Genomic DNA, 19,901 nt, shown 5'->3' on the forward strand with positions numbered 1-19,901 from the left:
TGGCGGGCTCAGATCAATACACGCAGGCACTGTCCGGTGTGGTAGAGCGTGAATCCGCCTTCATAGCTGGAACTTCGCAGCGACCTGGCGCGTATCGGCTTGGGGGAGCGAATCGGCAGGGGCAGCGCGTCGTCGTCGCCGCTGATCAGGTACTGGGCAAAGCCCTTGCCTACCACGGTGCCGGTGGTAATACCGCGGCCGTTGTAGCCCGACACTCCGAGTACCCCAGGCGCGAGTTCGAACAGGCGCAGCGTATGATCGGGCGTGAAACCGATTCGCCCGCTCCAACTGCATTCCCACTCGATGCTGCCCAACTGGGGGAAGTAATGACGCTGGATGCGATTGGCCCAGCAGCGCAGGAAGGCGGCGGGCTTGCCGTCGCCCTTGCCCAGGCTGCCGAGGATCAAGCGACCCTCGGCGTCGCGGCGCATGCTGCTCAGCACCATTCGGGTATCCCAGGCGCCCTGACGCTCAGGCAGGATGTCGCCGGCCAGTTCCTCGGGTAGCGGCCGGGAGGCGACCTGGAAAAAAAAGCCGGGAAAGAAGTGATGACGAATTTCGTTCCAGCGATCCTCGGTGTAGGCATTGGTCGCAAGTACCAGACGCCGGGCCTTGACGCTGCCATGGGGGGTAGTAATCGACCAGTCTTCCCCCGTTCGGCTGACCCCGGTAGCGGCGCTGTGCGTGAAGAGGCGTGCCCCGACTGCCTGGGCGGCACGCGCCAGGCCGCGGGTATAGGCGTTAGGGTTCAGCGTGCCGGCGCGATGGTCGAGGAGGGCGCGGCGGATGCGCTGTGTGCCCACGAGCCGCTGGCAGTCGTCTGCCTCGAGCAACTCCACCGGGGCGCCGCGTCGCTGTAGCTGTTCCGCGCGGCGTGCCAACTCCTGATCGCCCTTGCCGTTGTGGGCGAGGTGCAACGTGCCGGTGCGGGTCGCCTGGCATTCGATTCCATGTCGCTCGATCAACGAGAAGACGAGCGCTGGCGCGCCGCCAAGAATGGAGTTGGCGCGTTCGCCGATCTCCTCGCCAAGAACCTCGACTATGTCGTCCGGCGGAATCCACAAGCCCGCATTGACCAGCCCGACGTTGCGCCCCGAAGCGCCACTGGGCACGTCGCCCGCTTCGATCAGGGTCACGCTGATGCCGGCTTCGGCCAGGTGCAGGGCGGTGCTGAGTCCGGTAATGCCGCCGCCGATCACCAGCACATCGGTAGTGTGGTCGCCCTGCAACTTTCCCAGATCGAGGGGCGGCTCCGGTGAGGTGTCGTGCCAGAGACAGCGTTCCTGCATGGTACCTCCCGTACTTGGAGCACTTGGAAAGGCCCCGGCGCAGCGCTGCGCCGAGGCCAGTGACGCGGCAGGCTCAATCGAACTTGATGCCCTGGGCGAGGGGGAGCTCCCGGGAGTAGTTCACGGTATTGGTCTGGCGGCGCATGTAGCTCTTCCACACGTCGGAGCCCGATTCGCGGCCGCCGCCGGTTTCCTTCTCGCCACCGAAGGCGCCGCCGATCTCCGCGCCGCTGGGGCCGATGTTGACGTTGGCGATGCCGCAATCGCTGCCCACCGCGGAGACGAAGGTTTCGGCTTCGCGTACGTCGGTGGTGAAGATGCAGGAAGAGAGCCCCTGGGGCACGTCGTTGTTCAGTGCAATGGCCTCACCGAGCTGCTCGTAGTCGATCACGTAGAGAATCGGCGCGAAGGTTTCGTGCCGCACCAGGTCGTTCTGACCGTCGACCTCGACGATGGCCGGCGCCACGTAGTAGCCCTCGGGATACTGCTCGGCGAGCTGGCGCTGGCCGCCGAACACGCTAGCGCCCTGTTCGCGGGCCTGGGTCAGCACCTGCTGCATGGTGTCGAAGGCCTGGCGATCGATCAGTGGCCCGATCAGGTTGCCCTCGAGCGGGTTGCCGATGCTGATACCGGCATAAGCCTGCTTGAGGCGGGCCACGACGTCCTCCTTGATGGAGCGATGCACGACCAGACGGCGCAGGGTGGTACAGCGCTGCCCGGCGGTACCCACCGCCGAGAAGAGGATAGCGCGCACGGCCATGTCGAGATCGGCGCTGGGTGTGAGGATCATGGAGTTGTTGCCGCCCAGTTCGAGAATACTGCGGCCGAAGCGAGAGGCGACACGGGGGCCTACCTCTCGGCCCATGCGGGTGCTGCCGGTGGCGCTGATCAGAGGAACACGGGGATCTTCGGTCAACTGCTCGCCAACGGCGCGCTCGCCCGTGATCACCTGGCTGAGATGCTGGGGTGCGTCGTCGCCGAATTCGGCCATGGCTCGCTCTAGCAGTGCCTGGCAGGCAAGGGCCGTGAGCGGCGTTTTTTCGGAGGGCTTCCATAACAGGCTGTCGCCACAGACCAGCGCCAGCGCCGCATTCCATGCCCAGGGGGCGACTGGGAAGTTGAAAGCGGTGATCAGCCCCACCGGGCCGAGCGGATGCCAGCTCTCGCGCATGTGATGCCCGGGGCGTTCGGAGGCAATGGTGAGACCGTAGAGCTGGCGCGACTGACCCACGGCCAGGTCGCAGATATCGATCATTTCCTGCACTTCGCCGAGCCCCTCCTGGAGAATCTTGCCGCACTCCCAGGTCACCAGGGCGCCCAGGTCCTCCTTGTGGCGGCGCAGCTGTTCGCCGAACAGGCGCACCAGTTCGCCACGGCGCGGGGCGGGCACCTGACGCCAGGCTTCGAAGGCCTGCTGGGCGTTGGCGATGGCCGTGTCGACCTCGTCGGAGGTGGCGATGCGCACGCGACCGATCTCGCTGCCATCGATGGGAGTGGAGACCACGATCTCACCGTGCTGGTACTGTTCGGGCGCCACGCCGAGACGCTGCATCAGGGATTCGATCATTCTTTCTCCTATCGTTATCGTCTATGAATATCGTGACTCCAAGTATTGCTAGCGTCGTAAAGCGGCAACAAGCGATGATTACGATACATATCATTCCTTAATTTCATGCTGTGAGTTTCATGAGTCGACGACACCTCCCTTCATTGGCCGGGCTGCAGTGTTTTGAAGCGGCGGCCCGTCACTTGAGCTTCACCCGCGCGGCGGACGAGCTGAGCCTGACCCAGAGCGCCGTGAGCAAGCAGGTCGCGCAGCTGGAATCGATCCTGGAGCACCCGCTGTTCCGGCGGATCCGACGGCGCCTGCACCTCACGCCCGAGGGGGCAATCTACCTGAGCGAGGCGCGCAAGATTCTCGCCCAGGTCGAGATGTCGACGCGCTACATGCAGTCCTATGGCGGAGACGCCGACGTGCTCAACGTTGCCACCCTGCCCACCTTCGGAGCACGCTGGCTGATACCGCGGCTCAACGGCTTCCGTTTTCGGTATCCGAACATCAATCTCAATATCAGCAATCGCGTCGAGCCATTCGACATGCAGCAGGAGCGGGTGGAGGTGGCGTTCTTCTTCGGCCATGGCGCCTGGCCCAAGGCCGAGTGCATCAAGCTGCTCGACGAGGAGATCGTGCCGGTCTGCTCCCCGTTGGCGCTGGCAGGGATGAGCGTGAACGAGCCCTTGGCCCTGACCAGGCTGGTGCTGCTACAGAGCACCACCCGACCGGAGGCCTGGCACGACTGGTTCGATGCCCAGGGCCAGTACACCGAGCAGAGCTACCATGGGCCTCGCTTCGATACCTTCTATATGGCACTGCGGGCGGCACAGGCCGGCTGCGGTGTGGCCCTGGTGCCGCGCTTTCTCGCCCAGGAGGAGATCGACGAGGGCAAGCTGGTGGTTCCCTGGTCCTTCAGCCTTAAGAGCCGGGATGCCTACTACATGGCCTACCCCGAGCACATGGCCGATCTCTACAAGGTGCGTGCCTTCATCGACTGGATTGGCGAGCGAATTGCGTGAGGCGGTAAACGGCAAGCGCCCCTGGCGGAGCAGGGGCGCGGTGAGGGGCGGGCAAGTGCGGAGCCGCGATGCGTTCAGGCCAGGCCCAGCTCGTGGGTGGCTTCCTCGCGCATCTTGAACTTCTGGATCTTGCCGGTGACGGTCATCGGAAACTCGTCGACGAACTTCACGTAGCGCGGAATCTTGTAGTGGGCGATCTTGCCCTTGCAGAACTCCTTGAGCTCGTCGGCACTGAGCTGTTGTCCATCTGCCAGCTTGACCCAGGCCATGACCTCTTCACCGTACTTCTCATCCGGCACGCCGATGACCTGCACGTCGGAGATGGCCGGGTGAGTGTAGAGGAAGTCCTCGATCTCGCGCGGGTAGATGTTCTCGCCGCCGCGGATGATCATGTCCTTGATGCGCCCGACGATGGCGATGTAGCCGTCCTCGTCCATGGTCGCCAGGTCGCCGGTGTGCATCCAGCCGGCGCTGTCGATCGACTTGGCGGTGGCCTCTTCATTGTTCCAATAGCCGAGCATCACACTGTAGCCACGGGTGCACAGCTCACCGGTCTCGCCGCGCGGCACCACCGCTCCGGTTTCGGGGCTGACCAACTTGACCTCGAGGTGGGGGTGGATGGTGCCCACCGTGGTCACGCGCTTCTCCAGCGGAGCGTCGGTCTGGGTCTGGGTGCTGACCGGGCTGGTCTCGGTCATGCCGTAGCAGATGGTGACGTCTTCCATGTGCATCTTTTCGATGACCTTGCGCATTACTTCGATGGGGCAGATCGAGCCCGCCATGATACCGGTGCGCAGGGTGGAGAGGTCGTACTGGGCGAAGTTGGGGTGCTCCAGTTCGGCGATGAACATGGTCGGCACTCCATACAGCGCCGTGGCTTTCTCGTCGGCGACCGCCCTGAGAGTGGCTTCAGGCTCGAAGCCGTCGCCCGGGTAGATCATGGTGGCGCCGTGAGTCACGCAGCCCAGGTTGCCCATCACCATGCCGAAGCAATGGTAGAGCGGCACCGGGATCACCAGGCGGTCCTTTTCGCTGAAGCCCATGGTGCGGGCAACGAAGAAGCCGTTATTGAGAATGTTATGGTGAGAGAGCGTGGCCCCCTTGGGCGCCCCGGTGGTACCGGAGGTGTACTGAATATTGATCGGCTCGTCGAACTGCAGCGTGGCCTGGATCTCGGCCAGACGTTCGGCTGAAACCTCGTCGGCGTGCGCCAGCATGCTCTGCCAGCTGAACATGCCGGTCAGTGCACGCTCGGCGTCGAGGCACACCACGCGCTTGAGCTCGGGCAACTTGGCGGCCGAGAAGGTGGAGGGCGCACCCTCGCGCAGCTCCGGTGCCAGCTCGGCGAGGGTGGCGACATAGTCGGAGGTCTTGAATTGGCCCTGCAGGATCAGCGTCGAGGCGCCGGACTGCTTGAGTGCGTACTCCAGCTCGTGAGTGCGGTAGCTGGGGTTGATGTTGACCAGAATGGCGCCGATCTTCGCCGTGGCGAACTGGGTGATGGTCCACTCGGCGCAGTTGGGCGACCAGATGCCCACCCGGTCGCCTTTCTTCACGCCCAGGGCGAGCATGGCACGGGCTGCCTGGTTGACCGCCTGCTGCAATTCCTTCCAGGTGTAGCGCAGACCCTGATGCAGGCTGAGCAAGGCTTCGCCGTCGGGAAAGCGTGCTACCGTCGAGTCGAAGCAGTCGCCAATGGTTTCGCCCTTCAGCGGCGTGTCGCTGATACCGCTGACGTAACTGTTCGGGACGCGTTCTTGAAGTGCTTGGCGTGTCATCGTGTTACCCGTCTTGTTGTGGCAGTTTGCAAATAATCGGTTGCCGCTGGATGCCGATCACTGGGGCTGATACTGCAAGGACGCCGCGGCGTTTCGGTCAATTCTGGTCGAGGCGCTCCAGGACTTCGCGTGCGCGCATCTCCACGTCGTCGAGTTCACGCTGCATCAGGCGAATGTCCTCCAGCTGGCGCTCCATGTTGCTACGCTTGTCGGACAGAATCTCCAGCAAGCGCTTGAGCTGGCGCGCGTTGCCGTCGGGCATGGCGTCGTACATCTCGATGACCTCGCGAATCTCGGCCAGTGAGAAACCCAGCCGCTTGCCGCGCAGGGTCAGCTTGAGGCGAACGCGGTCCTTCTCATGATAGATGCGGGTCTGGCCACGGCGCTCCGGCGCCAGCAATCCTTCCTGTTCGTAGAAACGGATGGTGCGTGGCGTCACCTCGAACATCCGGGCCAGTTCGCCGATGGAGTAGGTGCGGCGATGCCGGGACAGGCTGCCGTTGACCGCGAGTGTGGCTTCCGGTTTGGGTGTGCTCATTGCTACCTTCCTATGTGTAGGGCGGGCCGTCGTGCGGTGTCTCGCCACGTAATCGCAACACTAGACGACGTTGACGTTAACGTAAAGTGGTTGTCGACCAAGGGATGTGTGCGGTAAAACCTAGCAAGTGCTAGGTTGGTCGGCATCAAGCGCTTTGCGTTTCCCTGGTCAGCGGCGGGGGCTGAGTCGCGCTTTGGCATGCGGCCTGACAAACAAAACACACGAGGTTACCCGGATGGATTTCTCTCTTACCGATGACCAGAAGGCGCTCGTCCAGGCTGCCGCGGACTTCTCGCGAGCCGAGCTGGCCGACCATGCCGCCGAATGGGACGCCACCTCTTATTTTCCGGTCGAGGTCATTCGTCGCGCCGGCGAAGCGGGGTTCCTGGGCATCTACATTCCAGAAGAGCGCGGTGGCCTGGGGCTGTCGCGGCTGGATGCTTCGTTGATCTTCGAGCAGCTCTCCCAGGGCTGCATCTCCACGACCGCCTATCTTACCATTCACAACATGGTGGCCTGGATGGTGGCGAGCTGGGGCAACGAGGCGCTGCGCGAGACATGGGTCGAGCGGCTGATCGGCGGCGAGTGCCTGGGCTGTTATTGCCTGACCGAGCCCGGTTCCGGCTCGGATGCGGCCAGCCTGCGGACCAAGGCCGTGCGCGAGGGTGACGAGTATGTCATCAGCGGCTCCAAGATGTTCATTTCCGGCGCCGGCGCTAATGACGTGCTGGTAGTCATGGCGCGCACCGGCGCACCCGACAGCGGTGCCGGCGGGGTGTCGGCGATCTTGGTGCCCGCGGACGCCGCGGGCATCGAGTACGGCAAGAACGAGGAGAAGATGGGTTGGAAGAGTCAGCCCACCCGCCTGGTCAGCTTCGATGGGGTGCGCGTGCCGATCGGCAATCGCCTGGGCGAGGAGGGTGAAGGCTTCAAGCTGGCCATGAAGGGGCTTGATGGTGGCCGCCTGAACATCGCCAGCTGTTCGCTGGGGGCAGCCCAGCACGCCCTGACCCTGTCGCGCAACTATCTGCAGGAGCGCAAGCAGTTCGGCCGCGAGCTGGCGCATTTCCAGGCGCTGCAGTTCAAGCTTGCCGACATGGCCACCGAACTCTCTGCGGCGCGGCTGATGGTGCGCCATGCCGCCTGGCGGCTCGACCAGAGCGACCCGGAGGCCACCGCCTACTGTGCCATGGCCAAGCGCTTCGCCACCGACATGGGCTTCAACGTCTGCAACGAGGCGCTGCAGCTGCATGGAGGATATGGTTACTTGAGGGAGTTCCCCCTGGAGCGCATGGTGCGCGATACCCGAGTGCACCAGATTCTCGAGGGCACTAACGAGATCATGCGTGTGATCGTGGCCCGCCGCCTGCTGGCGGACGGCATGATCGAAGCGTTGCAATAATCAGAAGGAGAATAGTGGCATGACGGACCTTGCGGTCATCTTCGATGAGTTGCCGACCCGCGACGGGGGGAGGATCGGTGTCGCCACCCTCAACTCGCCGAAGTCGCTCAATGCACTGACGCTGGACATGGCGCGACAGTTGGACGCCAAGCTCGAGGCCTGGGCGGTGGATCGCAGTATCGTCGCGGTGTGGCTGGAGGGCGCGGGGGAGAAAGCTTTCTGTGCCGGGGGCGACGTGGTGGCGCTGTACCGCTCGATGACCGAAGAGGGCGACAACCGCGGTGCCGGACGCGACAGCCTCTTCGCCGAGACCTATTTCACCACGGAATATCGCCTCGATTATCGCATCCATACCTACCCCAAGCCGGTCCTGGTGTGGGGCGACGGTATCGTCATGGGTGGTGGGCTGGGCCTGATGGCGGGTGCCTCGCGGCGCTTGGCAACGCAGACCACGCTGATCGCCATGCCCGAGATCACCATCGGCCTCTACCCGGACATCGGCGCCAGCTGGTTCCTCAATCGCATGCCGCCGGGGGTGGGGGCCTATCTCGGGATCACCGGGGCCCAGCTCAACGCCCGCGATGCGCTGGACCTGGGGCTGGCCGACCACTTCGTGCCGCGCGAGCGACGCGATGCGTTGCTCGAAGCCCTCGGCGAAGCCGACTACGGTTCGCGTAGCCCTCGCGACCTCGAGGCCGGCGTACAGCGGGTGCTCGACGAACTCGAGGATCGCGCCCAGGCACCGGACGCCCAGGTCTGGCCGTTGCTCGACCATCTCCAGGCCCTCTGCGGTCAGGTGGATGCCCCGGTGGCAGTGAAGCGTATCCTGCAGGACGATCGCGACGATGCGTGGCTTGCCGCCAACCGCAAGCGGCTCGAGGCCGGCAGTCCGCTGAGTGCCCATCTGGTCTGGCGCATGCTCGAACGCCATCGCCATACCAGCCTGGCCGATGCCTTTCGCGATGAGCTCAACCTCTCGGTGCAGTGCTGCCGCCAAGGCGATATCGCCGAAGGTGTGCGAGCCCTGCTGATCGACAAGGACAAGAACCCCAAATGGCTGCACGAGAGCGTCGATGATGTACCTGAAGAGGATCTGCAGGCGCTGTTGGCACCGCTGTGGAGCGGAGAGGAGCATCCCTTGCGCGACCTCGGCAGTGGCAAACGAATGACCTGAACCTATCGATTCCAGAGATTCACTTTCTATAACGACAACCAGGAGCAGCTCGCATGAAAATCGCCTTCATCGGCCTCGGCAACATGGGCGCCCCGATGGCCCACAATCTGGTCAAGGCCGGTCATGAGGTCAGCGTCTTCGATCTGGTCGATGCCGCCATGAAACGCCTCGAGGAAGCGGGGGCCAACGCTTGTGCCAGCGCCCAGAGCGCGGCCAGTGATGCCGAGGTGGTCATCTCCATGTTGCCGGCCGGCCAGCATGTGCGCCGCCTCTATCTCGGTCGCGAGGACTCGCCGGGGCTCTTCGATGCCCTGGATGGCAAGCCACTGATCATCGATGCCTCCACCATCTCGCCGGAGGATGCCCGTTTCGTTGGCGCCGCGGCTACCGAGCGCGGCTTGACCTACCTCGATGCACCGGTCTCCGGCGGCGTCGGGGGCGCCCAGGCCGGCACCCTGACCTTCATCGTCGGTGGCAGCCAGGCCGGCTTCGAGCAGGCCAGGCCGGTGCTCGAGGGCATGGGCAGGAACATCTTCCACGCCGGGGAGATCGGTGCCGGCCAGGTGGCCAAGATCTGCAACAACATGCTGCTCGGCATTCTCATGAGCGGTACTGCCGAGGCCCTGGCCCTGGGCGTCAAGAATGGCCTCGACCCGGCCGTGCTGTCCGAGATCATGAAGCAGAGCAGCGGCGGCAACTGGGCGCTCAACGTCTATAACCCCTGGCCTGGCGTGATGGAAGGCTCCGCCGCCTCGCGCGACTATCAGGGCGGCTTCCTTACCGACCTGATGGCCAAGGATCTGGGATTGGCCTGGGAGTTGGCATTGGGCTGCAAGGCCACCGTGCCAATGGGCTCCCAGGCGCGCAACTTGTTTGCCCTGCACTCGGCCCAGGGCAACGGTGGACTCGACTTCTCCAGCATTCAGAAGCTCTACCGCTCGGGCGAGGAGAGCTGAACCCCGCTTTTGGCTGCTTGGCGAGAAACGGGCACAATCCTTTGCTCGTTTCTCGTTTCGAGGTCCCATGTCAACGTCTCCTTCCTCCGCTGAAGGCGGCTCGCGACGCCCCGTGCGCCGTGAGCTGCTCGAAGGCCCCATCGCCCTGACCCTGCTACGCAAGTGCCTGCCCGTGGTGGGCGGCATGATTGCCATGATGAGTTTCAACCTGGTCGATACCTGGTTCGTCTCACGGCTGGGGCCGGCGCCGCTGGCGGCGGTATCGTTCACCTTCCCGGTGGTGTTCGCGGTGATCAGCCTGGCCATTGGCCTGGGGATCGGCACCTCGGCGGTAGTGGCCCGGCGCCTGGGGCAGGGCGATATCGAGACCGTCCGGCGACGTGCCACCGATGCCGCGCTGCTGGCGCTGGTGGCTGGCGTGCTGTTGAGCCTGCTGGGCCTGACCACGCTCGAGCCGATGTTCCGGCTATTGGGGGCCGATGCAGAGCTGATGCCGCTGATCCAGGACTACATGGGTATCTGGTACCTGGGCGCGGCGGCGGTGATCGTACCGCGCGTACTCAACAGCGTCTTGCGTGCCCAGGGCAATACGCTCATCCCCGGGTTGATGATGGCGCTGGCCGCGCTGCTCAACGGCCTGCTCGACTGGCTGCTGATCTTCGGCGTGGGGCCATTCCCTGCGCTGGGTGTACAGGGCGCGGCCTTGGCCACGGTGCTGAGCTGGGGCGCGATGACAGCGGCACTGTTCTGGCAGCGCGAGCTGCGCGACTGTCTCGATCTGCGCCGACTCACCCTCGGCGGGCTCGTGGCTTCCTGGCGTGAGCTGTCGCGGATCGCTCTGCCTGCCGCCATCACCAGCGTATTCACGCCCTTGGCCCTGGCTCTGATAACGCGCATCGTCGCCGGTCATGGCCACCAGGCCGTGGCGGGTTATGGTGTCGGCACGCGTATCGAGGCCATTGCCCAGATCGCCGTGCTGGCTCTGTCGATGACGCTGCCGCCGCTGGTCAGCCAGAACGTAGGGGCTGGTCAGCACGAGCGCGTGCGGCGGGCCATCTTCGGCTGCTTCGTGTTCGTGCTGGCTTGGCAGCTCGGCGTATGGCTGCTGCTGCAACTGCTGGCCCCCTGGCTGGTGGATGGCTATACCGCCGGGGAGGCGACGGGATCGGTTCTACGCGACTTTCTATGGTGGGTGCCGCTGGGCCTCGGCGCCCAGGGCGTGGTGATCCTGGCGGTGTCATCGTTCAATGCCCTGCACGAACCTTCCCGGGCCATGCGCCTCTCGGTGATCCGGCTGTTCCTGCTTACGGTGCCGCTGGCCTGGGTGGGTAGTGTGATTGGCGATACTCGAGGCATCTTCGTCGGCTTGTTCCTGGCCAACGTGCTGGTGGGGCTGGTGGCATGGCGCACCCTGCGCCGGCGGCTCGACGCCATGCTCCCCGTCGCACCCAAGGTTGAATCGAATGATTCCCTCGAGAAAAAAACATGACGAAGGGTTGGCAGAGAATCTGGTTTGGTCTACATTCGATAAAAATGTAGAAATTTTACCAGGAGAGTCGCCATGAGCCAGATCACCCCCGTTACTTGGGAAGACCCGTTCCGTCTGATCGACCAGCTCGACGAAGACGAGCGCATGGTACTTCAGACCGCACACGATTATTGCCAGGACAAGCTGATGCCGCGTGCGCTCGAGGCCAACCGCCACGAGCGCTTCGACCGCGAGATCATGAACGAGATGGGCGAGCTGGGCCTGCTCGGCGCAACTATCGACGGCTATGGCTGTGCCGGCATGAACTACGTCAGCTACGGCCTGATCGCTCGCGAGGTGGAGCGCGTCGATTCCGGCTACCGCAGCGCCATGAGCGTGCAGTCGAGCCTGGTGATGTACCCCATCCACGCCTTCGGCAGTGAAGCGCAGCGCGAGAAATACCTGCCCAGGCTGGCGACCGGCGAGTGGGTGGGGGCTTTCGGCCTCACCGAGCCGGATCACGGTTCCGACCCGGGCAACATGTCCACCCGCGCCGTGCGCACCGACAACGGCTGGCGCCTCAACGGCACCAAGACCTGGATTACCAACTCACCGATCGCCGACGTCTTCGTGGTGTGGGCGCGGGACGAGCAGGGCGTGGTCAACGGCTTCATTCTCGAGAAGGGCATGAAAGGGCTTTCGGCTCCCAAGATCGAAGGCAAATTCAGCCTGCGTGCCTCCGTTACCGGGCAGATCGCCATGCAGGATGTGGAAGTGACCGACGAGCAGCGCTTGCCGGGCGTCACCGGGCTCAAGGGGCCGTTCTCGTGCCTCAACCGCGCCCGCTACGGTATCGCCTGGGGCAGCATGGGCGCCGCCGAGGCCTGCTGGCACGCCGCCCGCCAGTACACCCTTGACCGCAAGCAGTTCGGCCGTCCGCTGGCCGCCAATCAGCTGATCCAGAAGAAGCTCGCCGACATGCAGACCGAGATTGCGCTGGGCCTGCAGGCGGCGCTGCGCGTGGGCCGCATGATCGACGCGGGCCAGTTGGTGCCGGAGGCGATCTCGCTGATCAAGCGCAACAACTGTGGCAAGGCGCTGGACATCGCCCGCGTCGCCCGCGACATGCACGGCGGCAACGGCATCGCCGACGAATATCACGTGATTCGCCACATGATGAACCTCGAGGCGGTCAACACCTACGAAGGTACCCACGATGTGCACGCCTTGATTCTTGGTCGGGCGCAGACCGGTATCCAGGCTTTCGCCAATTGATATGCGATGACGCGAGGAGGGAGCATGAGCGGACCGCTTGACGGTATCGTGGTGCTCGATATGTCGCGCGTGCTGGCCGGCCCTTGGGCCGGCCAGCTGCTCGCCGACCTCGGCGCGCGTGTGATCAAGATCGAGCACCCCGAGCGCGGCGACGACACCCGCGGCTGGGGGCCGCCGTGGCTTGGCGAAGACCTGGAGGCGGGAAGCGTCGAGAGGGTGGCGGCCTATTTTCTGTGCGCCAACCGTGGCAAGCAGTCTCTGGCGGTGGATATCGCAAGCGAGCGGGGCCAGGCGCTGATCCGTCAGCTCGCCGAGGGTGCCGATATCGTGCTCGAGAACTTCAAGGTCGGCGGCCTGGCCAAGTACGGCCTGGACTACGCCAGCCTGAAGACGCTCAACCCACGGCTGATAGGCTGTTCGATCACCGGCTTCGGCCAGGATGGTCCCTATGCGCACCGTGCCGGCTATGACTTCATGATCCAGGCCATGGGCGGGCTGATGAGTATCGGCGGCGAGCCGGATGGCATGCCGATGAAGACCGGCGTGGCGATCACCGACGTGATGACAGGGCTCTATGCCACCATAGGCGTGCTCGCTGCGCTGCATGAGCGAGACCGCACCGGTGAAGGGCGACACGTGGACGTGGCGCTGCTCGACGTGCAGGTAGCGGCACTGGCCAATCAGGCACTCAACGCACTGGTCAGTGGCGTCTCGCCCGAACGCCATGGCAACGCCCATCCCAACATCGTGCCCTATCAGGCCTTTGCCTGTGCCGACGGTCATCTGGTCCTGACGGTGGGCAACGACGGTCAGTTCACGCGGTTGGCCGAGTTGCTGGGTCATCCCGAATGGGCTGACGATCCGGCATATTCTACTAATGCCGCCCGCGTGGGCAATCGTGACGTATTGGTGCCGCGGATCCAGGCGATCTTCCTGACGCGAAAGCGCGATGAATGGCTTGCCGAGCTCGAGGCTCGCGGCATTCCTGCCGGGCCGATCAATACCATCGCCGAAGTCTTCGACGATCCCCAGATCAAGCATCGACATATGCAGCGCACGTTGAAGCGTGGTGAGCTCGAGGTACCGCAGGTGGCCTGTCCGCTGCGCTTCGACAGCCAGCCCGCCGTGAGCGAGGTGGCACCGCCCCGGCTGGGCCAGGACAGCGATACGATACTCGCCGAGATGGGCCTGACCGCCGACGATATCGAGCGGCTGCGGCGCGAGGGTATCGTGCGCTAGCTTGGGGACGAGCCGCTTAGCCCGCCGCCACGGCGGGACACTCTCCCGGTGACTGGCCGTATGCGGGAGTCAGCAACCCCAGAGTGCCGATTCCCGGAAGCTTGATACCCAGCGCAGCTGGGTCGATGCCGAGTATCAACCCGCCAAGATTGAGTTCCAGGCCCTCTTGCAGTCCCACTGCGGCACCGACCAAGCCGCCCAGTGAGACCTGAACCCCCGTGCCACTGGGACTGGTCGCCACCAGTTCGTCGCCCAGAAAGTCCTTGCCGATGGCAGTGGACGGTAGCGATACGGAGAGTTCCGGTATCTCGCGGATCAGCCAGGCCACGAAGGTATTGCTGTTGGGACCGGGCCAGGCGCGGTAACGGTCGCGATAGGGGTAGTCCGGCAGGATGGTTTCGATGCGTTCGATGGCACGCTCGGCCTCTCTGCCGCACAGGGTGGCATGTACGGTGGGTTGGCTGCCGAACCAGGCGCGGTCGGGGCCGCCAATACGTGAGGAGAGGGCGGGGTATCCCCATCCGGTGACCTGGTGCACGGTATAGTGCGCGGCACCTCGTGGCTTGGTCGCTACCCAGGCGTGTACGGCAAAGATGCCGCGCCAGTCGAAGGCCCGGGCCGAATAGACCTGGACGACAGCGGCGTGGGTCTGGGTCGGGTCGGGCGCCAGCCCCATGCTGCTACGATCGGCGCTGCGCCAGTCACCCCGAGTATCGATGCCGCCGAAACCCCACATATAGAGTGGCCCGCCGCCCAGCAGCAAAACCAGGGTCAACGCACCGAGGAGTAGCCTGAGCACGGCGAGGCTCCCTTCCGCTCAGCGCGGCGAGAAGCGGCGCGTCAGCCCCGTCTCGGCAATCATGCGGGTCGAGATCTCCTCGATGGAGAAGCGCGTGGTGTCGATATAGGGGATGTGCATCTGGCGGTAGAGCCCTTCGGCCTGCTCCACTTCCTGGACGCACTGGTCCAGCGAGCTGTAGCGGCTGTTGGGGCGCCGTTCATGGCGAATGGCGGCCAGCCGGCGGGGGTCAATGGTCAGCCCGAACAGTTTGTGGCGGTGCTGGGCGAGGGCCCGTGGCAGCTTGAGACTGCCATCCTCGTCGAGATCGTCCTCGGTGAGCGGATAGTTGGCGGCGCGAATACCGAACTGCAGGGCGAGGTAGAGCGAGGTCGGCGTCTTGCCGCAGCGTGACACCCCGATCAGGATGACGTCGGCCTGGTTGTATTGGTGGGTGCGGGCACCGTCGTCGTTGTCCAGGGCGAAGTGGACCGAGTGAATGCGATCCATGTAGACCTCGTCCTGGCCGATGGAGTGGGTGCGGCCCACGGTATAGCTCGAGTGAGTGCCGAGCTCCTTTTCCAGCGGCTTGAGGAAGGTCGAGAAGATATCGATCTTGAAGCCGGGCGCGCTGCGGATCACCTCCCGAATCGATTCGTCGACGATGGTGTCGATGATGATCGGCTCCTCGCCATCACGCGCCGCGGCGCCCGTAATGATATCGACCAGGGTTCGCGCCTTGTCGAGAGTGTCGATATAGGGCTTGGTGAGCATGCGCAGCTCGACGTTCTCGAACTGCGCAAGCAGGCTACGACCCAGGCTCTCGGCGGTGATGCCGGTGCCGTCGGAGATGAAGAAGGCGGTTCGGGACATGGTGTCGAGGGTATCCGTGATGATTCGAATATCTCATTGTCAGCGCTCGTGGCGCCGTCGGCAAGGCGTGACTCCAGTGCCTGTCGATGCCTCCCGACTACAGGAAACGCAGGAATCGGGCAATTGTTGTAAAAAACCTCCAGTGACTTCGATGTTAGACCAATGGCGAATATGGCCGCTTGCGTTTAAGGTGGGCAGCATTGCGCTTTCGCCTGAAGCCTAGGCAACGGACATTCAAGGGGGTTACGTGGAAGACTACATCCTGTGGTTCGATCAGCTCGGCATGGACGATGTGGAGCGGGTGGGTGGCAAGAACGCCTCTCTCGGCGAGATGATCTCCAACCTTTCGGGAGCTGGCGTCACCGTACCTGGCGGCTTTGCCACCACTGCCCATGCCTACCGCGAATTCCTCGCTCATGAGGGGCTCAACGAGCGTATCAATCAGGCGTTGAAGCGTCTCGACGTCGACGATGTCGCAGAACTCTCGCGAGTCGGCGCGGAGATCCGCCAATGGGTGATCGAGACGCCGCTGCCGCCGACCTTCGAGGAGCATCTGCGCACCGCCTACGACAAGCTTGCCAGCCAGCACCCGAACCTCAAGGCGGCGGTGCGCAGCTCGGCTACCGCCGAGGACTTGCCCGATGCCTCCTTCGCCGGACAGCAGGAAACCTTCCTCAATATCGAGGGCTTCGACAATATCAAGCGTGCCGTGCACGAGGTGTTCGCCTCGCTATTCAACGACCGCGCCATTTCCTACCGCGTGCACCGCGGCTACGCCCACGAGAACGTGGCGCTATCGGCGGGTATCCAGAAGATGGTGCGCTCGGAGACCGGAGCCTCTGGCGTGATGTTCACGCTGGATACGGAGTCGGGCTACCGCGATGCAGTGTTCGTCACCGCTTCCTGGGGCCTGGGCGAGACGGTGGTGCAGGGCTCGGTCAACCCCGATGAGTTCTACGTGCACAAGTCGACCCTGGCCGCTGGCCGGCCTGCGGTGCTGCGCCGCAACCTCGGCTCCAAGCTGATCAAGATGATCTACAGTGACGATGCCAGTGCCGGCAAGTCGGTCTCCACGGTAGACGTGCCGCTCAAAGATCGTGCCCGCTTCTGCATCAGCGATGACCAGGTCATGGCGCTGGCTCGCCAGGCGGTCACTATCGAGCAGCACTACGGTCGGCCGATGGACATCGAATGGGCGCTGGACGGCGACGACGGTGAACTCTACATCGTGCAGGCGCGTCCGGAGACCGTGGTGTCCCAGCAGGAGGGTGGCAAGCTCGAGCGTTTCCACCTCAAGGAGAAGGGACGCACCTTGGTCACTGGCCGGGCTATCGGCCAGCGCATAGGCCGCGGGGCGGTGAAGATCGTGTTCACCCCGGAAGAGATGGACAAGGTCAACGCCGGCGATGTGCTGGTCACTGATATGACCGACCCCGACTGGGAGCCGATCATGAAGCGCGCCTCGGCGATCGTTACCAATCGCGGTGGCCGTACCTGCCATGCGGCGATCATCGCGCGCGAGCTGGGCATCCCCGCCGTGGTGGGCTGCGGCGACGCCACCGATATCCTCGAGGACGGCCGCGACGTCACGGTTTCCTGCGCCGAGGGCGACACCGGCCATGTCTACGAGGGTTTGCTGGATTACGATCGCCGTGTTACCAGCGTCGACTCGATGCCCGAGATCCCGTTCAAGATCATGATGAATGTCGGCAACCCCGATCGCGCCTTCAGCTTCGCCAGCTTGCCTCACGCCGGCGTCGGCCTGGCGCGCCTGGAGTTCATCATCAACCGCATGATCGGCGTGCATCCCAAGGCACTGCTCGAATACGACACCCTGCCACTCGACCTGCAGCAGACCATCAACCTGCGTACTGCCGGCTATGCCAGTCCCGTGGATTTCTACGTCGACAAGCTGGTCGAGGGCATTTCTACCCTGGCGGCGGCGTTCCACCCGCAGCGGGTGATCGTGCGGCTCTCCGATTTCAAGTCTAACGAATACGAGAACCTGATCGGCGGCAAGCTCTACGAACCGGGCGAGGAGAATCCCATGCTCGGCTTCCGTGGCGCCTCACGCTATGTCTCCGATGCCTTCCGTCCCTGCTTCGAGCTAGAGTGCCGGGCGCTCAAGCGCGTGCGTGACGTGATGGGATTGGACAACATCGAGATCATGGTGCCGTTCGTGCGCACTACCGAAGAGGCGCGCGAGGTCGTCGAACTGATGGCAGCCAATGGGCTCAAGCGGGGTGACAACGGGCTCAAGGTAATCATGATGTGCGAATTGCCGGCCAATGCGCTGCTGGCCGAGGAATTCCTCGAGCATTTCGATGGCTTCTCTATCGGCTCCAACGATCTGACCCAACTTACGTTGGGCCTGGATCGCGACTCGGGTATCGTGGCGCACCTGTTCGACGAGCGTAATCCTGCGGTGAAACGCCTGCTGGCCATGGCCATCCAGGCCTGCAAGGCCAACGGCAAGTACGTCGGCATCTGTGGTCAGGGACCGTCCGACCACCCCGATCTTGCCAAATGGCTCATGGAGCAAGGCATCGATTCCGTATCGCTCAATCCCGACGCGGTACTCGAGACCTGGTTCATGCTGGCGGGGGAAACACTCTCATAGCTAATTCTGATTAGGTTTACAAACTTGCCCGATTGATGACTCTTAATCGGGCTTTTTTTCGCCTATGCTGTACAACTCTTACATGGAGTTACCGAGAGGCCCACTCATGGACATCCGATCAGTTTCTGTTCGTCGATACTGGTTAGTTACCGTTACCGCGGCTTGCGTGCTGAGCGCGCCGTTGATGGCGCCAGCCGAGGTGGCCTTTCAATACGAAGCTCCGGCCATCGAGCCGGAGGCCGCGTCCGGCTATAACGAAAAACCCGGCTGGGCCACCGAGCGCTTTGCCGTGGCGGCAGCCAATCCCCTGGCTACCGATGCCGGCTACCAGGTGCTGAAGGCCGGGGGCTCGGCTGTGGATGCCGCTATCGCCGTACAGATGGTACTGACCCTGGTGGAGCCCCAGTCGAGCGGCATCGGCGGCGGCGCTTTCCTGATGCACTACGATGGCAGTGAGGTGAAGGCCTACGATGGACGCGAGACGGCTCCTCGCGCAGCCAGCGAGTCGTTGTTCCTCAATGGTGGTGGCGAGCCTCTCGAGTTCATGGACGCGGCGGCCAGCGGTCTCTCGGTCGGCGTACCTGGCACCGTGCGCATGCTCGAGCTGGCCCATGAAAAACATGGCAAGCTGCCCTGGGCGGAGCTGTTCGCACCCGCTATCACCTTGGCCGAGGAGGGCTTCGAGGTCAGCCCACGGCTACATAGCAGTCTTGCCGCCGAGGAGAGGCTTCGCGACGACCCGCTTGCCAGCGAATTCTATTACACCAAGGAGGGTGAGCCGCTACCTCACGGACATCGTCTGCAAAACCCGGCGCTAGCCGAGATCCTGCGCGACATTGCCGAGAACGGCAGCAAGGCGCTGCATACTGGGCCGATTGCCGAGAATCTCGTTCAACGTGTGCAGGGACATGCCGAACGGCCGGGGGCGATCAGCCTGGAGGACATGGCAACTTATGTGGCGAAGGAGAGAGATCCGCTGTGTTCCGATTGGCAGGATTACCGGATCTGCGGTTTCCCGCCGCCGTCTTCGGGGCATCTCACCATCATGCAGATCCTGGGCGTCCTGAAGAACCTGCCGACACTCGATGAGCCGCTGGAGGAGGATCGCCCCAGTACCGAGTGGCTGCACCGTTTCCTCGAGGCGTCGCGGCTGGCTTTCGCCGACCGTGACAAGTACATCGCCGATCCGGACTTCGTCAATCCTCCCGGCGGCGACTGGAACAGCATGCTCGATGAAGAGTACCTGGCCGAGCGGGCCGAACTGGTCGACGAGCGCAGCATGGGGCCCGACGGGGCCGAACCAGGCAATCCCGGCGAAGTGGAAATGGCCTGGGCCGTCCAGCCCTTCCAGCCCGAGTACGGTACCAGCCACATCAGCATCATCGATGAAGAGGGCAATGCCGTGGCCATGACCACGACCATCGAATCCGCCTTCGGCTCGCGTATCCTGACCGATGGCGGCACCGGGCTGCCGGGCGGCTACCTGCTCAACAACGAACTCACCGACTTCTCGTTCCGGCCGCTGGACGTCGACGGCTCACCGATCGCCAACCGTGTCGAGGCCGGCAAGCGGCCACGCTCCAGCATGAGCCCGACGCTGGTATTCGACCGTGAGAGCGATGAGCTGATCGCCAGCCTCGGCTCGCCGGGCGGGGCTGCCATCATCCACTACACCGCCAAGGCTCTGGTGGCCATGCTTGACTGGGGGCTGGATGCGCAGGAGGCGCTCAACCTGCCTCATGCCATTACGCTGGGTGGTCCGGCCTACCTCGAAGAGGGGCGTTTCCCGGCTCATGTAATCGAGGAGCTGAACGACCTCGGCCACGAAGCCAGCGAGCGTGAACTGGTCAGTGGCCTTCAGGCCATCCAGCGCACCGAGGACGGGTTCTTCGGTGGTGCCGACCCGCGCCGTGAGGGCGTGGTGATGGGAGATTGAC

15 protein-coding genes are annotated in these 19,901 nt (G+C 63.9%); 9 read left to right on the forward strand and 6 right to left on the reverse strand.

All coding sequences use genetic code 11. The annotated features are described in order from the left end of the window. Positions 1–8: 8 nt before the first annotated feature. On the reverse strand, positions 9–1,289 hold the full coding sequence (gene amaA, locus HBJ55_RS11535) for an L-pipecolate oxidase (RefSeq protein WP_167114556.1): 1,281 nt from the start codon (positions 1,287–1,289) through the stop codon (positions 9–11). Between the two features lie 73 nt (positions 1,290–1,362). After that, the gene (gene amaB, locus HBJ55_RS11540; protein ID WP_167114559.1) at positions 1,363–2,856 is read right to left on the reverse strand and encodes an L-piperidine-6-carboxylate dehydrogenase; all 1,494 of its coding nucleotides are present in this window, start codon (positions 2,854–2,856) and stop codon (positions 1,363–1,365) included. Between the two features lie 119 nt (positions 2,857–2,975). Between amaB and gcvA the strand changes: the two genes are divergently transcribed. Next, positions 2,976–3,863, forward strand: coding sequence for a transcriptional regulator GcvA (gene gcvA / locus HBJ55_RS11545; protein WP_167114561.1), 888 nt, complete (start codon positions 2,976–2,978; stop codon positions 3,861–3,863). 74 nt (positions 3,864–3,937) lie between these two features. On the opposite strand, the gene HBJ55_RS11550 is transcribed toward gcvA, so the two are convergent. Beyond that, complete coding sequence (locus HBJ55_RS11550) at positions 3,938–5,641, reverse strand: AMP-binding protein (protein WP_167114564.1); 1,704 nt, start codon at positions 5,639–5,641, stop codon at positions 3,938–3,940. 97 nt (positions 5,642–5,738) lie between these two features. Further along, complete coding sequence (locus HBJ55_RS11555) at positions 5,739–6,179, reverse strand: MerR family transcriptional regulator (protein WP_206022517.1); 441 nt, start codon at positions 6,177–6,179, stop codon at positions 5,739–5,741. Positions 6,180–6,414: 235 nt separating this feature from the next. On the opposite strand from HBJ55_RS11555, the gene HBJ55_RS11560 reads away from it, so the two are divergent. The 6 genes from HBJ55_RS11560 (at position 6,415) to HBJ55_RS11585 (ending at position 13,693) form a co-directional block, all read left to right on the forward strand. Further along, complete coding sequence (locus HBJ55_RS11560) at positions 6,415–7,581, forward strand: acyl-CoA dehydrogenase family protein (RefSeq protein WP_167114566.1); 1,167 nt, start codon at positions 6,415–6,417, stop codon at positions 7,579–7,581. Between the two features lie 19 nt (positions 7,582–7,600). Continuing rightward, positions 7,601–8,755 (forward strand): enoyl-CoA hydratase/isomerase family protein, encoded by a 1,155-nt coding sequence (locus tag HBJ55_RS11565; RefSeq protein ID WP_167114569.1) that lies wholly within the window; start codon positions 7,601–7,603, stop codon positions 8,753–8,755. A 53-nt stretch (positions 8,756–8,808) separates the two neighbouring features. Next, a complete protein-coding gene (gene mmsB, locus HBJ55_RS11570; protein WP_167114572.1) occupies positions 8,809–9,711 on the forward strand; it encodes a 3-hydroxyisobutyrate dehydrogenase in 903 nt (300 codons plus the stop codon). Between the two features lie 67 nt (positions 9,712–9,778). Further along, positions 9,779–11,200: an MATE family efflux transporter gene (locus HBJ55_RS11575; RefSeq protein WP_206022519.1), complete on the forward strand. Its 1,422-nt coding sequence runs from the start codon at positions 9,779–9,781 to the stop codon at positions 11,198–11,200. A gap of 72 nt (positions 11,201–11,272) precedes the next feature. Further along, complete coding sequence (locus HBJ55_RS11580) at positions 11,273–12,454, forward strand: acyl-CoA dehydrogenase (protein ID WP_167114575.1); 1,182 nt, start codon at positions 11,273–11,275, stop codon at positions 12,452–12,454. A gap of 24 nt (positions 12,455–12,478) precedes the next feature. Next, positions 12,479–13,693: a CaiB/BaiF CoA transferase family protein gene (locus HBJ55_RS11585; protein WP_167114579.1), complete on the forward strand. Its 1,215-nt coding sequence runs from the start codon at positions 12,479–12,481 to the stop codon at positions 13,691–13,693. Between the two features lie 16 nt (positions 13,694–13,709). On the opposite strand, the gene HBJ55_RS11590 is transcribed toward HBJ55_RS11585, so the two are convergent. Together HBJ55_RS11590 and ppsR are read right to left on the reverse strand one after the other, a co-directional pair. Next, entirely contained in the window at positions 13,710–14,492 is a 783-nt protein-coding gene (locus tag HBJ55_RS11590; protein WP_338072007.1) for a DUF3750 domain-containing protein, read from the reverse strand. 18 nt (positions 14,493–14,510) lie between these two features. Next, on the reverse strand, positions 14,511–15,344 hold the full coding sequence (ppsR, locus tag HBJ55_RS11595) for a posphoenolpyruvate synthetase regulatory kinase/phosphorylase PpsR (RefSeq protein ID WP_167114582.1): 834 nt from the start codon (positions 15,342–15,344) through the stop codon (positions 14,511–14,513). 247 nt (positions 15,345–15,591) lie between these two features. Here ppsR and ppsA point away from each other — a divergent pair, with 247 nt between their 5' ends. Together ppsA and ggt are read left to right on the forward strand one after the other, a co-directional pair. After that, a complete protein-coding gene (ppsA, locus tag HBJ55_RS11600) occupies positions 15,592–17,964 on the forward strand; it encodes a phosphoenolpyruvate synthase (protein WP_167114585.1) in 2,373 nt (790 codons plus the stop codon). A 106-nt stretch (positions 17,965–18,070) separates the two neighbouring features. After that, positions 18,071–19,900, forward strand: coding sequence for a gamma-glutamyltransferase (gene ggt, locus HBJ55_RS11605; protein WP_167114588.1), 1,830 nt, complete (start codon positions 18,071–18,073; stop codon positions 19,898–19,900). The last annotated feature ends 1 nt before the right edge of the window (position 19,901 follow it).

The sequence above is a fragment of the Billgrantia bachuensis genome, from assembly GCF_011742165.1.
GTDB classification, from domain to species: domain Bacteria; phylum Pseudomonadota; class Gammaproteobacteria; order Pseudomonadales; family Halomonadaceae; genus Halomonas; species Halomonas bachuensis.

Bases quoted from the DNA above. Each gene is read 5' to 3' on its own strand.
- amaA (WP_167114556.1), bottom strand. From the start codon at position 1,289: ATGCAGGAACGCTGTCTCTGGCACGACACCTCACCGGAGCCGCCCCTC.
- amaB (WP_167114559.1), bottom strand. From the start codon at position 2,856: ATGATCGAATCCCTGATGCAGCGTCTCGGCGTGGCGCCCGAACAGTAC.
- gcvA (WP_167114561.1), top strand. From the start codon at position 2,976: ATGAGTCGACGACACCTCCCTTCATTGGCCGGGCTGCAGTGTTTTGAA.
- HBJ55_RS11550 (WP_167114564.1), bottom strand. From the start codon at position 5,641: ATGACACGCCAAGCACTTCAAGAACGCGTCCCGAACAGTTACGTCAGC.
- HBJ55_RS11555 (WP_206022517.1), bottom strand. From the start codon at position 6,179: ATGAGCACACCCAAACCGGAAGCCACACTCGCGGTCAACGGCAGCCTG.
- HBJ55_RS11560 (WP_167114566.1), top strand. From the start codon at position 6,415: ATGGATTTCTCTCTTACCGATGACCAGAAGGCGCTCGTCCAGGCTGCC.
- HBJ55_RS11565 (WP_167114569.1), top strand. From the start codon at position 7,601: ATGACGGACCTTGCGGTCATCTTCGATGAGTTGCCGACCCGCGACGGG.
- mmsB (WP_167114572.1), top strand. From the start codon at position 8,809: ATGAAAATCGCCTTCATCGGCCTCGGCAACATGGGCGCCCCGATGGCC.
- HBJ55_RS11575 (WP_206022519.1), top strand. From the start codon at position 9,779: ATGTCAACGTCTCCTTCCTCCGCTGAAGGCGGCTCGCGACGCCCCGTG.
- HBJ55_RS11580 (WP_167114575.1), top strand. From the start codon at position 11,273: ATGAGCCAGATCACCCCCGTTACTTGGGAAGACCCGTTCCGTCTGATC.
- HBJ55_RS11585 (WP_167114579.1), top strand. From the start codon at position 12,479: ATGAGCGGACCGCTTGACGGTATCGTGGTGCTCGATATGTCGCGCGTG.
- ppsR (WP_167114582.1), bottom strand. From the start codon at position 15,344: ATGTCCCGAACCGCCTTCTTCATCTCCGACGGCACCGGCATCACCGCC.
- ggt (WP_167114588.1), top strand. From the start codon at position 18,071: ATGGACATCCGATCAGTTTCTGTTCGTCGATACTGGTTAGTTACCGTT.